The sequence below is a fragment of the Myroides sp. 1354 genome (assembly GCF_030324495.1).
Lineage (GTDB): Bacteria > Bacteroidota > Bacteroidia > Flavobacteriales > Flavobacteriaceae > Flavobacterium.
The window spans coordinates 453,804-466,495 of sequence record NZ_JACAGN010000001.1; the positions used below are offsets into that span (position 1 = coordinate 453,804).

General features: G+C 35.2%; 19 protein-coding genes. 7 read left to right on the forward strand and 12 right to left on the reverse strand.

Translation table 11 applies throughout. The annotated features are described in order from the left end of the window. Positions 1-11: 11 nt before the first annotated feature. Positions 12-1,082 carry an SDR family oxidoreductase gene (locus HX004_RS01950; protein WP_286440640.1) on the forward strand — a complete coding sequence of 357 codons (1,071 nt, stop codon included), beginning with the start codon at positions 12-14 and terminating at the stop codon, positions 1,080-1,082. A gap of 29 nt (positions 1,083-1,111) precedes the next feature. Here HX004_RS01950 and HX004_RS01955 read toward each other — a convergent pair whose 3' ends face one another. Beyond that, on the reverse strand, positions 1,112-2,023 hold the full coding sequence (locus tag HX004_RS01955; protein WP_286440641.1) for a GNAT family N-acetyltransferase: 912 nt from the start codon (positions 2,021-2,023) through the stop codon (positions 1,112-1,114). Between the two features lie 109 nt (positions 2,024-2,132). On the opposite strand from HX004_RS01955, the gene HX004_RS01960 reads away from it, so the two are divergent. Both HX004_RS01960 and HX004_RS01965 read left to right on the forward strand, forming a co-directional pair. Next, entirely contained in the window at positions 2,133-2,942 is an 810-nt protein-coding gene (locus HX004_RS01960) for a helix-turn-helix domain-containing protein (RefSeq protein WP_286440642.1), read from the forward strand. A 16-nt stretch (positions 2,943-2,958) separates the two neighbouring features. Continuing rightward, positions 2,959-3,459 carry a DNA-deoxyinosine glycosylase gene (locus HX004_RS01965; RefSeq protein WP_286440643.1) on the forward strand — a complete coding sequence of 167 codons (501 nt, stop codon included), beginning with the start codon at positions 2,959-2,961 and terminating at the stop codon, positions 3,457-3,459. 37 nt (positions 3,460-3,496) lie between these two features. Here HX004_RS01965 and HX004_RS01970 read toward each other — a convergent pair whose 3' ends face one another. Further along, positions 3,497-4,366 (reverse strand): hypothetical protein, encoded by an 870-nt coding sequence (locus tag HX004_RS01970; protein ID WP_286440644.1) that lies wholly within the window; start codon positions 4,364-4,366, stop codon positions 3,497-3,499. 405 nt (positions 4,367-4,771) lie between these two features. Here HX004_RS01970 and HX004_RS01975 point away from each other — a divergent pair, with 405 nt between their 5' ends. After that, positions 4,772-5,446 carry a carboxylesterase family protein gene (locus HX004_RS01975; protein WP_286440645.1) on the forward strand — a complete coding sequence of 225 codons (675 nt, stop codon included), beginning with the start codon at positions 4,772-4,774 and terminating at the stop codon, positions 5,444-5,446. Between the two features lie 8 nt (positions 5,447-5,454). Here the strand turns inward: HX004_RS01975 and HX004_RS01980 are convergent, their stop codons facing one another. The 8 genes from HX004_RS01980 to HX004_RS02015 form a co-directional block, all read right to left on the reverse strand. Then, positions 5,455-5,946 (reverse strand): hypothetical protein, encoded by a 492-nt coding sequence (locus HX004_RS01980; RefSeq protein ID WP_286440646.1) that lies wholly within the window; start codon positions 5,944-5,946, stop codon positions 5,455-5,457. Between the two features lie 157 nt (positions 5,947-6,103). After that, the gene (locus HX004_RS01985; RefSeq protein ID WP_286440647.1) at positions 6,104-6,535 is read right to left on the reverse strand and encodes a DUF8192 domain-containing protein; all 432 of its coding nucleotides are present in this window, start codon (positions 6,533-6,535) and stop codon (positions 6,104-6,106) included. Continuing rightward, complete coding sequence (locus tag HX004_RS01990) at positions 6,532-6,900, reverse strand: SEL1-like repeat protein (RefSeq protein WP_286440648.1); 369 nt, start codon at positions 6,898-6,900, stop codon at positions 6,532-6,534. The genes HX004_RS01985 and HX004_RS01990 overlap by 4 nt, the downstream gene beginning before the upstream one ends. A gap of 12 nt (positions 6,901-6,912) precedes the next feature. Next, positions 6,913-7,212 (reverse strand): SEL1-like repeat protein, encoded by a 300-nt coding sequence (locus tag HX004_RS01995; protein WP_286440649.1) that lies wholly within the window; start codon positions 7,210-7,212, stop codon positions 6,913-6,915. A 30-nt stretch (positions 7,213-7,242) separates the two neighbouring features. Then, positions 7,243-7,995, reverse strand: a complete 753-nt coding sequence (locus HX004_RS02000) for a hypothetical protein (RefSeq protein ID WP_286440650.1) — start codon at positions 7,993-7,995, stop codon at positions 7,243-7,245. 48 nt (positions 7,996-8,043) lie between these two features. Then, positions 8,044-8,604, reverse strand: coding sequence for a DUF4240 domain-containing protein (locus tag HX004_RS02005; protein WP_286440652.1), 561 nt, complete (start codon positions 8,602-8,604; stop codon positions 8,044-8,046). A 52-nt stretch (positions 8,605-8,656) separates the two neighbouring features. Next, the gene (locus tag HX004_RS02010; RefSeq protein WP_286440653.1) at positions 8,657-9,331 is read right to left on the reverse strand and encodes a DUF4919 domain-containing protein; all 675 of its coding nucleotides are present in this window, start codon (positions 9,329-9,331) and stop codon (positions 8,657-8,659) included. Then, on the reverse strand, positions 9,315-9,923 hold the full coding sequence (locus tag HX004_RS02015) for a hypothetical protein (protein WP_286440654.1): 609 nt from the start codon (positions 9,921-9,923) through the stop codon (positions 9,315-9,317). Before HX004_RS02015 ends, HX004_RS02010 begins: the two co-directional genes overlap by 17 nt. A gap of 146 nt (positions 9,924-10,069) precedes the next feature. Between HX004_RS02015 and HX004_RS02020 the strand changes: the two genes are divergently transcribed. From HX004_RS02020 to HX004_RS02030, 3 genes are all read left to right on the forward strand, one after another. Next, on the forward strand, positions 10,070-10,621 hold the full coding sequence (locus HX004_RS02020) for a GNAT family N-acetyltransferase (RefSeq protein ID WP_286440655.1): 552 nt from the start codon (positions 10,070-10,072) through the stop codon (positions 10,619-10,621). A gap of 169 nt (positions 10,622-10,790) precedes the next feature. Continuing rightward, positions 10,791-11,255 carry a hypothetical protein gene (locus HX004_RS02025; protein WP_286440656.1) on the forward strand — a complete coding sequence of 155 codons (465 nt, stop codon included), beginning with the start codon at positions 10,791-10,793 and terminating at the stop codon, positions 11,253-11,255. A gap of 14 nt (positions 11,256-11,269) precedes the next feature. Next, positions 11,270-11,473: a hypothetical protein gene (locus HX004_RS02030; RefSeq protein ID WP_286440657.1), complete on the forward strand. Its 204-nt coding sequence runs from the start codon at positions 11,270-11,272 to the stop codon at positions 11,471-11,473. Between the two features lie 281 nt (positions 11,474-11,754). On the opposite strand, the gene HX004_RS02035 is transcribed toward HX004_RS02030, so the two are convergent. Together HX004_RS02035 and HX004_RS02040 are read right to left on the reverse strand one after the other, a co-directional pair. Continuing rightward, positions 11,755-12,297: a hypothetical protein gene (locus tag HX004_RS02035; protein WP_286440658.1), complete on the reverse strand. Its 543-nt coding sequence runs from the start codon at positions 12,295-12,297 to the stop codon at positions 11,755-11,757. A gap of 121 nt (positions 12,298-12,418) precedes the next feature. Continuing rightward, positions 12,419-12,688: an Arm DNA-binding domain-containing protein gene (locus HX004_RS02040; protein ID WP_286440659.1), complete on the reverse strand. Its 270-nt coding sequence runs from the start codon at positions 12,686-12,688 to the stop codon at positions 12,419-12,421. Between the last annotated feature and the right edge of the window lie 4 nt (positions 12,689-12,692).

Consider the following 12,692-nt stretch of genomic DNA (forward strand, 5'->3'; position numbering starts at 1 on the left):
ATACTGAACAGATGAAAAACAAAGCCTTAATAATTGGCGTCAGTGGAATTGCGGGAAGCAATTTGGCTGAGGAATTAGTGAATCAAGGATGGGAGACGTATGGATTATCGCGCAATCCTCATGTTGGGATAGCAGGGATAATTCCAATAAAAGCAAATCTTTCCGATTTTTCTCAATTGCAATTGGCATTAGCAGATTTGACACCGACCCATGTATTTTTTACTTCTTGGATGCGCGGAACTTCAGAAGAGGAGAATATTGAGTTGAACCGCGGTTTTGTGCGCGATGTATTAACCCTTTTATCGCCCAAAAAAAGTGTCAAACACGTAGCTTTAGTTACTGGATTGAAACATTATTTGGGTCCCTTTGACGCTTATGCAAAAAGTGGAACACTACCGATAACTCCAGTGAAAGAAGAACATCCACGTTTGAATCTTCCCAATTTTTATTATGCACAAGAAGATGAGGTGTATGCAGCAGCAGCTAGAGATGGCTTTACTTGGAGTATTCACCGACCGCATACAATTGTTGGAAGTGCAAAAGGAACCAACCTAATGAACATAGGAACTACATTGGCTGTCTATGCAAGTTTGTGTAAGGCGGAAGGAAAGCCCATGATTTGGCCCGGTTCGGAAGCACAATGGAAGGGAATATCCGATGTTACGGATGCCAAGATGTTGGCCAAGCAGTTGGTGTGGGCCGCACAGGAAGAACTAGCTGCTAATCAAGCATTCAATGTGGTCAATGGAGATGTTTTTCGATGGAATCAACTGTGGTTTGAATTAGCGTCTTGGTTTGGGGTAGAAGCAGAAGGATTTCATGGAAGCATTCGTCCGCTAGAACAGCAGTTAGAGGGAAAAGAGCAAATTTGGGAGGAATTGGCACAAACCCAGAAACTCAAAGTAACGACATTAGCTAAAGTAGCCTCCCCTTGGCATACAGATTTAGATTTAGGTCGACCGCTTGAAGTTGTGACCGATATGTCAAAAAGTAGGAAATTAGGCTTTTCAGCCTATCAAACAACACTTGATTCGTTTTTTGATTTATTTCAGAAGTTAAGAGCGGAACAAATTATTCCATAAAGATAAAAGGAGAGCTACAGCTCTCCTTTTTAAGTATGTGATAACAATGGAATCATCGTTTGTTGTGCTGTGAAATAAGGAAGGAGGGAGGATGTGACGAAAAGCGTTAAATCCTCTTCTCGATACGGATGAAATACATAATCCCCCGTTGTTGGCGTATAACCTAATGTGATTTGAGTTGTACTTTCAGTGGCTAATGCGTTGAAGGCTTTATCCACTTGATTCTCGTTGAGGTAATAGACCTGGTAAATTAATAAATTGTCCTCTTCTTGTTGTGCAAGGAGCAAGGTTTCCAATTCGGGAATGACGTAAATCGAATCAGCAAAACCAAAGTCTGCATTGGCATAACAGTAAAAATGAGCTAAACCATAGCTTCGAGTATCAAAACGACAAGCTGTTTGTCCGTGTTTGAGGTAGTGTTGAAATAACTGTAAATCGGAATCGTTAGTGAGATTTAATCGTCGGATTTCATGCGCACTCGGTTGTTTCTGAAACTTCTTTGACGCTTGAAATTCTGGTACTGCAACAAATCCAAACTTGGGATAAAAATCCAAAACCGTTTCATTGGCAAATAAAAAGTATCCATCCAATTGATCGCGATAAGCGTCAAAGATATACTCCATTAAAAAACGTGAAAGCCCTTGTTTAGTATGTGTAGGAGCAGTCATAACCGTGCCCAGCTGACCAAGGAAAAGCTGTTTTTCAGGAGTATGCGTATGGAATAAGCTCAAGGTGGTATGGGCAACAATAGTCTCCTCTTCAAATAAAGAAAAAATAAGACAACTGTCATCCCAATAGCCTGATAGATAGTAGGGTTCAAAAGTGAATTCCCAAAAATCAAACGTCATAGCGTTAAAGGATTTTCTCAATGTTTCATTTGCTTGATAAGCAATGTGCAAAGTGTATGTTTTGTCGTTTATATTAATTTGTTTGATCTGCATAAATACAATTATAATGTACAAAGTACTTGTTTTCAGTTGAAATAAGTATCGATGATTCGATTCATATTATATGCAAAAGGTTATATTTGTATGAAAAGAAGAATAAAAAGTGAAACATATTCAAGTACTAGCTTCTAATGAACTTTTTTATTTGCGGAATTCCGCTGCTGTTCAACAAGAAGGACAAATTGTTTTATCCTATTGTTTTTCAGGAACAACAAATGTGGCGATTAATGCAACGAACTATTTTGTTTCTCCGGGAACGTTGTTGACGTTGCTGCCTCAAAGTTTGGTGTCGAGTCAACAATCAAGTGATGATTTTCAGTGTGTACACCTGGTGTTTAGTTTTCGCACCATTGACGAGATGATTCTGCCAACCAATTACAATTTTTTAAATGTTTTGGTGGAACAACCGTTGGTCGTTTTAGAACTCGAAGACCAAGCTCTTTTTGAACATTATATTGGACTTTTTCGACAACAAGAGTCGATAAACTCTATTTTTCAAGCCGATGCTAAGCGTTATTTACTGTATTCTTTCATTGCGCATATCAATCGAGTCTATCAACAAGAAGAACAAGCCATGCAACCAAGTTCGCGTAAGGATATCATTGTATTTCAGTTTTACAATTTACTTCACCAATATTATCTCGTGGAGAAATCAGTTAACTTCTACGCGGATCAACTGAAATTAAGCCCTAAATACTTGACAACCTTAATTCGTCAGCGGACAGGAAAATCCATATCAAAAGTGATTACGGAATTGGTTATCATCAAGGCGAAAACTTATTTAACGGCTACGGATTACCCTATTTATCAAATAGCCGAGCAGTTGCATTTTGCCGATTCCACTACGTTTTGTCGTTACTTTAAGACGTATGTGGGAGAAACCCCCAAGCACTATCGTCAAATTCACCTGTAATAGAAGAGCATCACGAATGAAGAATACGCGTATACAATCTTTTAAGCCTTTACTTAGTGCAAAACCTAAAGTTCTAATTTTGGGTACAATGCCCAGTGTCAAATCGATAGCACAACAAGAATATTACGGCAATAAGCAAAATGTATTTTGGAAGCTTCTCTTTGCTGTTTTTGAACAGCCGTTATCTGCTAATTATGAAGATAAAATAGCCTTGATTCAATCCAATCATTTAGCGCTTTGGGATGTTTTACAGTCCTGTGAACGGGAGGGAAGTTTAGATTCCGCTATCCAAGGAGAATCCCCCAATGATATTCAGCAGTTGATTCGAGACTATCCGAGCATTCACACGCTGATATTTTCTAGCCAAAAGGCAGAACAATACTTTAAAAAGTATATTGGTAAAATAAACGGGTTGCAAACCATTACTTTACCTTCTCCCAGTGGTGCCAATGCACGGATGTCTTTTGAAGAAAAATTAAAAGCTTGGAGCGATTTAAAGGCTTGGTGTGAGCAATAAAAAACCGATTAGTAGACTAATCGGTTCTTGGAGTATCTTATGGTTGCACTGCTGTTTCTTTGACCGTGTAAGTATAAGTGACGTCAAAGGCGACTATATTATCTTCTCTCTTTCCATCGTAATAGATTGCTTTTGTAGGTAAATTGACTTCATTATAGGTAAAATCAACATCCGCCACTTCGTTTCCAGTAGTAAAAGAAGTTATATTATTAGGAAATGTATAAGTATAAGGAAATATGTAGTTGAAATTAATTATCAAACTAGTCAAGTCAAAAGGAAGATTGTAAAAAGGCGATATTTTATCGTCATAGGTTAATTTAATTACCTGACCGTTAGCTTTGAATTGATTGATTTGATTGTTTGTATTGTATGAATAGTCAATGAGTAAATTAGCTGCTGATGCGGTATTGGAAATCATTTGTTTCTTTTGATTGTAGCTAAATTTCGATGTAAAAGCACCTCCTTGTGCTACTAAATTGTAATTGGCTGATTGTAATAAATTAGTGGCATAAGTATACGTATATTCTTCTATTATAGTAGCGCCATTTTTAAGAGTAAACGATTGTAATTTTCCGTTTTCATCTAACGTATGATGCATTTCTAAGGATTGCTCTCTAACTATTTCATTGTTAGTATAACCCGTATCAGTATATAAAATTTTATTTAATTTAAAATCAGCATCATAGTCTAACTTATAATTGACATGAAGTAGATATTTTTCATTGGATTCTTCATCCTCATCATAATAATTTTGTTCGATGGCACTGAGATAGTATGTTTTTTCCGTCTCAATAGGCTCTGGTCCAGGGCATGGTCCTTCTATAATAGCTGTGCTATCATCCGAACTACAATTGAATAGAAATAAACTAAGGCTTGCGATGAATGAGGTCTTAAGTAATTTTTTCATTTATTATTGAAGTATATTTTTGGTTGATGTTTAAAAATAGAATATATTTCTATTGTGTTAAATTGTTTATGTAATTATTAACATAATATTGATGGCGGTTTTCTTGAATGTTGTGCTGATTATCCTAATACCCTTGCATATTGATCTATTATTTTGTTCATGTACATAAAGAACTCATCTTGACTTTCTCTAATTGGTTAAAAAATTGTTCTTTTGAGCCTGCTTTTTGCCATTTTTTCATTCCGTAGCCCTGCTATGCAATTAAAAAATGCCTTTGATCAGTCTCAAAATAACTAATTTTCACTTCAATCAAAAAAGTCAAGATGAGTTCAAATAGAAAATACAATAATTGTTGTTTTTTCTGTATTTTATGTTTGAATACAACTATATTTAGATAAAAATTCTATGCGTTTATTTGTTTTACTTATGGGGTTGATTTCCTTTACGTTATCAGCACAACCACAGGCTATTTTGGATCAAACGACCTATCCGTTTTGGGTCAATGAACCCAGTGTAGTACAAGAGAAAAATCCCTTGGTTATCTTTTTACACGGCCGAAGTTTATCGGGGACTAATATTGAGCGTGTTAAGCGTTATGGTCCTTTAAGAGGAATTGAAAAGGGATTGAAACTCCCTGCTTATTTGGTTGCTCCTCAATTGCCTTCAGGACCGTGGAATCCCGATAAAGTAGATGAGGTCGTTCAGTATATGATTGAACACTATGCCATTGATGAGAGTCGCATTTATGTCACTGGAATGAGTTTAGGGGGCTATGGAACGATGAAGTACGCCAGTAAATATGCCAATCGCCTTGCCGCTGCAATTGCCATTTGCGGAGGAGGAGAAGCCCAAGATGCGTGTAATCTGACGAGTCTTCCAATTAAGTTAATCCACGGAGATAAAGATTTTATTGTACCACTCAAAGAATCTAAGAAGATTATGACGGCTATTCAAAATTGTAAACCGAAGGCACCCATTGAGCTACAGGTGGTCAAAGGGGGAAATCACGGAAGTGTAGAAGATTTATACCGCCATATTGATTTATATAATTGGCTGTTTCAACATACAAAAAAAGAATAACATCGATGTTATTCTTTTTTTGTATAGGGTAGCGAGTATTGTTCAAGTAGATTTCGACACGCCTTTTTTTGGGCATCAGAGATGGAGAAATAATATACTTGATGAGCTGTTTGTACGTGTAAAAAAAGTCCATCATTAAATATAAAGGCCTCTCCATTTTTATTTTTTCGATATCCCCATCCTCCAAATTTAGAGGTGTAATCTAAAGCTGTGAGTGCGATTTGTTGGATATCGGATAAGGGTATATGGTTGGATTTTTTCGAAAAAGAGTATAATGTATAGGATACACCTTCTTCTGAAAGTTGAATTACTAAACCAGATTTATACATATAATAGGCACTTACGATTAAGATAATAAATACAAATCCCAGTAGAGATATGAAGATTGTTTCCTGAGCATAAGTATAACAAAGTATAAGAATAAGGATTAAAGGTATAGCGATAGCTAGTCGTGCTATTTTAGGATATCGGGTTTGATCGTAGAAGAGCACATCACGCATGGAATAGAAGAGTTATGAAAATTACTGTATATATTTTTGAAACTAATATACTAGATTTTGGTACTAAAATAGGAGCAATTTATTCTTTTCGTTTTATGGTATAGGAAATGGTGACTACAGTTAATCCCCAAAGTTTTAATTGTAATCTAGGTGGTGCTTACTTATCTAAAAGAGACATTTGTTCCGTTTTTGCCGCCGTTTTTATATGTTTTTTTCTATTGTTATTTAATATCGTTTTGCACCAATGCGTAATAAAAATGTCATAACCGCCAGAATTGATTTTCTCCTTTTCCGTTAGTTCAAAAATCCAGCTGCCTCTTAGACTATCATCTGTTTCATTGTTCAGTGCAATGTTCTTAAAATAGGTCGATTTGCTAATCAATCTTCCTCCAGAAGAACCCGTAACAAAAAGAACTTTTTTGTTCGTTAGATCTATACCTTGTCGTTGTTCTTCGCTCATGTGTTGTATGAAATATTGGGCTTCTTCTAGCGTCAAAACAGGATCATCTGTCAAACCTAATTGGCTTATTTCTTGACTAAACAAGCTAATCGAAATAAAGAAGAATAGGAAGGAGATTTGTCGTTTCATGTTTTTCGTATTAATAATAATAGTTCGTTAGCAGGTCGATGGTCTTGATTGCGATTTGCTTTTTCAAAGTAAAATCTCGCTTTTTCGATTGATTTTTCTATGTATACGCCTTCTAAATAATAGAGACCTAAATAATAATTGGCATCGTCAATTTCATAGCCTGTGTTATTGTTTTCAGAATCGTTGTTCACAATCGTTTCAAAAATAATAAAGGCTTTTTCTTTGTTGATTGATGTGCCTAGTCCATAATAATGGCAATAGGCAACTTCGATAGAAGGTGCTTTATCTATGGTTTGGGCTATTTGATAAAGGGAAAAAGCTTTGGTATAATCTTCAAGATCGCGATAAATTAAAGCCTTATTCAATGCGGCATATCCTCAATTATTATCAATGCCTATTTGATATAGGTTAAGGGCTAAGGCTATATCTTTTTTACAGTATAAACCTTCGCTATAGAAATCAGCTAATCGAATTGTAGCATCAATATCGCCTTTTTGTGCCGCTTTTTGATAGAAATGAAAGGCTTTGTGTTGATCCACTTCAATGCGTTCTTCTTCATTGATTACATAGCCGTGATCAAGGTGACTTGCAATTTCATAAAGTAGGTCACGTGTTGCAGTTTCAGCTTGATCAAGTATTTTCTGCCACTCTGCTAAAGAGCTAAATTGTTTTTGCATTATTTTAAAATTTAGAAACGGAACATTTAATTATTTCCACATCTTCAACTGCCAAATCCAATATAATCCACCCAGTGGAATACCAACAGTCCAAGCAGATTCTATTATCCCATTACCACTAAAACCAACCCCCAATAGAAACTGGAAATGTAGTAATTGGAAGGTTACTCCTCCAACAGCAGCATAGGTAAAAGAAGGGACATTCAAAAGAATAACAGCGAGGTATTTTAACCATTTTTTCTGTAAGTTACTGCGCTTAATTTCTCGTATAACGTAGATATTAAATAGTAAAACGGCTAAAGGAATAAGAGCAGTTAACCAAAATAAAAGTAAATCAGGTTTACTTACTTTGACATCAAGGGTGCGAATATCAATAATCTTCTTCGAAGAATCGTCAAATAGTAGTTGAAATACCCCAAGATCACTTCCATTGTTGAATTCAACAAAGGCTCTTGTTGTATTGGGAGGTGTACTTTCCTCCGGATTCGTTGAGAGTGTCTTTTGCCATTTAACGAGAGAATATTCATAAGGGTCTGTTCCAAAATGCTCCTGAAGTAAACCTTTGAAATGTTTGAATTGTAAACGTAATGTATCAGTATTTAAGCGTTCCCCTTGGTTGTTTTCGATTTGCATCTTGGAGATGCAAGTATCAAAATCATCTTGTTTTAATGCTTCAACAAAAGTTTTAGTTGTTTCTGTATAGGTAGAAGAATTAGACCAAAAGCTACAACTAGTTAATAGCATAAGAAGTAAAAAAGAGCCTCCTAAAAGGAAATATTTCATAGTTTGTGTGTTGTATGTTAGATGTTTAAAGTGTTTATATCGTGAAAATTAATTCCAAAAATGCTCAAATAGTTGAGGACATAGTTTCTGCATGCTTTCGGGTTGTTCATCACTCCAATCAAATTCAAAAGAAGGATAATTTCCCTCATTGAATTCCACTTGATCTTCGTCTATATAATCGTAGAGCTCTTCACCTGTTTTGTTTTCAAAGGCTTCTAAAGCGACATACCAAAAACTTTCAAAGTCAAAAAGCTCATCTTCCGCTTGATCTTTTAAATGAATTAAGCTATCTGGGTTTTCTTTTGTTTGGTAATACACGTCTTTGCCCTTCGAAATTACCCAATTTCTAAAATATTCAAATCCATCATCTGAGCAACCGCCATTCATTAAATAACCCGCACACCACATGGTACTGTTGTACGTATCATAAAGCAATTGATCCGTGCGCAAGCGAAAGCCAATCATTTCCTTAGGCGTTAATTGTTCTAAGGCTTGAATGAGATAAGCTTCTTGTGCATCTTGATCGGTTGAATGTTGTAAGGAAGCTTCTACAAGATTCCAAAATAAGGTTTCATCTAGTAGTTCGGCTGTTTTTTCTAATTTATTCATCGTTATTTCTTTTTTTAGAGGTAATCGGTAAATAGCCCCTGCCTTGGTTGAATTATTGTAAATCTAAGCCTTTTTTATGCAATGTACTAACATTGAAATAGAGTCCTGGAATAGTATAATATTCAGGGTCGAATTGTAAGAAATCGCAAGTGCCATCAAAAGTCTGTCCCGTTGTTTCTAAATCGAATAATTGGAGCATATGATGTTCGTGAGATGCTGAAATGACATGCATAGCTGTTTCACAAGTCAGTCCGTTACCGGATCTACTAATGGCTACAGCAAATCCCTCAAAGTGTTTGGAAAGTAATGCCGATTGTTCTTCTTCTCCATCGAGGTGATAAACATAGGAAAGAAACATCATGGCTGTAAATTCAAAGGGAAATTCATCTAATACTTCTTGGAGTAAGATTTTAAGACGAGGTATATCTTCCGTATCTGGATCTTTTTGATAATAGGCTTGAAGTTCTTGCTCTTTCGAAAAAATCCACTGCGGATCATAAGCAGTTTGAAATACATACCCATAATACAGATACTCATATTGTTCTGCAGTAAGGGGAGTTGTTCCAGTTTTGAATTGTTGCATCAGCTGAGGATAGTAATACTCAGAAGAGGGATCCTGAATCTTCTTTTCAATGGTTGGATAAGAAGGAGCTTTAAATTCCGTAATCTGACCAAAGCTAATAACAGATAAAAATAATAAACAGAGGGTACTAATTTTTTGAATCATATTTTTTTATTTCAAGACTTTCTAATATCGTTTCAAAAATTTCCATTTCATCCTTATAATATTTCGATTCGGAAGGAGCCAATACAATATTCCACAAATCATCATCTACAAAAATAACCAGGCGTTTTACTCGCTTTGAAATGGTATCGTCAATGCGATTGACATATTCAACCACGTCAAAAGTTGCCTCTGCTGCGGGACGCCCTTTAAATGTAGTGGCTTTGGGTTCCTCTAAAATTTTGAAGTTCTTCCAAGGAAAATCGGGTTCATGTGATTCTCTTTCAATGCTGCGCAATCGACGGGCTAACACTTCAACCGGTGTGTCTTCTAAAATAGTTTGACTGTTGGGTTGGATGAGTAAGTCTTGGATATTGTCAATGGCAAAGATACTCTCTAATCCATTGAGTTTATAGGAATCCAAGTATAGAACGTCGTTCTGAACAAAATCGGTCAGGTCCTGATAGGCATAGGGTACTGTTGCGGTTACATATTGATTTTCAATTTCGTATGATTTTGAACAGCTCACTAAAAACATAGAAAAGAAAAGAAGATAGGCCCAAAGGACTATTTTTTTATGAAGTTGTAGTATCATAATTTTGAAAGGATAAATAGCAATTTTAATAGGCTAAAGATAAGGATTTTGGTATTGAAGGAGGGTGAAATAAAAATTTGCAGTATTCATTTTTATATGAGAACCAGAGTTTTTCCTTACTTTTAAGCGTTATACAAGAGTTTATCATGATGTTAGAAATACACTTACCTGAATTTCCTCAATTGGAAACGCAACGTTTGTTCCTGAGACAAACCGTGTTGACTGATGCAACTGAAGTATTTGCCATGCGTGCTAGTGCTGAGGTGATGAAGTATATTCCAGTTCCTTTGGCAACGGAAGTAAGTGAGGCGGAAGATTACATTCTATCCCTTCAAGAACGCATGGATAATAAAGAGTGTATCAATTGGTCGATTACCCTAAAAGAAACGGGACAAATGATCGGAACCATCGGATTTTACCGCATGAAACTACAACATTATCGCACGGAAACGGGTTATATGCTTTTGCCAGAATTTTACGGAAAAGGGTATGCACCAGAAGCTTTGAAAGCTTTGCTTGATTTTGGATTTTCTACTTTGGGATTTCACTCCATTGAAGCCGTGATTTACCCTGACAATATAGGCTCACAACGCGTGTTGGAAAAATGCGGTTTTGAAAGAGAAGCGTATTTTAAAGAAAGTGAGTTTCACGGGGGGAAGTTCGTGGATACCGCGATTTATTCGATTTTGGCTGAATAAATCAATCATTTTAATCAAACGCATCAAAAAATAAAAGATGCTCTTTATTTAGGTAATCAGTTTCAATATAGAAAGAGAGATGTGTCATTGCATAAAAGATGTAAATTTTTTTACATTTTGGATTGTTTTTTGTGGCTGAATGGATATAGTAATTCTAATTCTTTAAGTCATGAGAAAGTTAGTTTTAATTTTATTGGGGATGGGTTTTCTTTTTTCCTATGCAAGTGAGAAAGGAAAAAATGTACCATCAAGTAATCAACAGATTGTAATAGATTATAATTTACAATTTAAGAAGGATGTGATGCGTGATGTTAAAATAAAATCCTTGCATCCGTTCGTTATTGAGTCTAACCTTTTCGAAGTGGTGATTATGTATAATAATGATACAGGCGATATAGGTTATGGTGTTGTTCAAAAGTATGCTGTGATTTCGAATACAAGTGATTTTTATTATTCTGCCCTCGTGATAACAACTAGGAGTGGAGATAGAGATGGTTATTACTTCTACACAAAAGGAGATAGAACTTGTGGTATCTATGGTACATATGGAAGTGATGGGAGTTTTACTGCAGCAAGTAAGGCTACACAAGTTTTGATGAATTTTTGTTTTGACGGTATACTTGCATTTAGTTGAAAATATAGGATATCATGAAGTTTTTTTTACTATTTTCTATCGTAGTAATCTGTTCGTGTCAGACTACGATTAAGCACTATAACACGGTAGAGCAAAGAGATTCTATTTTTTATTTATCAGTTCCTTTAAATCAAGAGCATGTATTGAAACAGTTTGATAGTCTTAAAATCGATTTAGATGCCAATGAAACGAATAACGCACCGATACTGCTAAAATAATGTTTTAATCAGGCTTGCATTAAGGGGCTTTTTCACAAGAAAAACCACGCTCTCATTGCATTCGAGCTTGTTTTTTTATTTGTAACGTCTCTTAGAAAAGCAGAGTTTTCTACGAGGTTTATCTTTAAAAGGGATTACCTCCGCTTCGCTTTTCACTAGAATAGCCCTTTTGTTTGCAACAAGATATAAAACACTAAAAACTACCCATTTTGGATAGTTTTTAGTGTTTTATACTTGGAGCTCTATTTTAATTTTATGTGGATGCCTAAAGCAAGGAGCTGTTAATGGAAAGTGTTTGAATTAGATTTGATATATTGAATCAAAGCATTAAACAAAGGATTAAAGGTGTTATTGTCATTTACTCCTGCCCAAACTAAATCAAATTTTGTGTCGGCAATAAAGATCTCCTCAAAAGTTTCAGGATTAATTAACTTTAACTGGATTCTGTTTTTATCTTCACGTTCAATTTTTAGGAAAAGGAATTTCTTGTATTTTCTATAGGCTGTATTGATGCCTATTTTTCCAATTAAGGAACCAACTTCATCCTGCATATTGGCTTTGATGATTTCTTTCTCTAGTTCGTCAAAAGTTATTACTTGATCAAAATAACCTATCTTCTCAGCCATACCTTTCATAAAAGGTTCATTCTGCACAACTAATAACTGTTTATTGTCATCTAATTCAAAGGGAAGTTCAGTCAGTATTTTAGCGGATTTTGTGGCTGTAAAATAACCATTTGCTTTTTTGTCCGATACCTTCATCACGCTACAACTTTGAAGGAAAATAGAGGTAAGTAAAAAGGAAAAGAAAACTAGCTTTTTCATAATAAGAATTTTGTTTGTAAAGTATGTTTTAATATTATGCAAAATTAACTTATTTTAAATTATTTACTATGATGAAAACAGGAAGTATAGCGTTATTATTCTTTTTTTAGATATTTAACAATTAAATTTTATTTTGAATTTTACTACTGTAAAAAGTAAGCAAAGCTATCTGTATCAGGCTTACTTGCGTATGGATAAAATTGTTTTCCTCATTGGGAGGATGGGCTCTTTGTTTAGAGTTTTGCCGGTGTATAGGTTTTATGAATAGTCCTGTAGCAAATTGCTTTCTTTGTTCTTTATAGGTTAGCCTACAGGTAATAGGAGCTAAGCCTTGTTTATTTAAACTACTCCTAGAAATAATAAACAACAAATTTAATTTATGTATTTCCATAGTT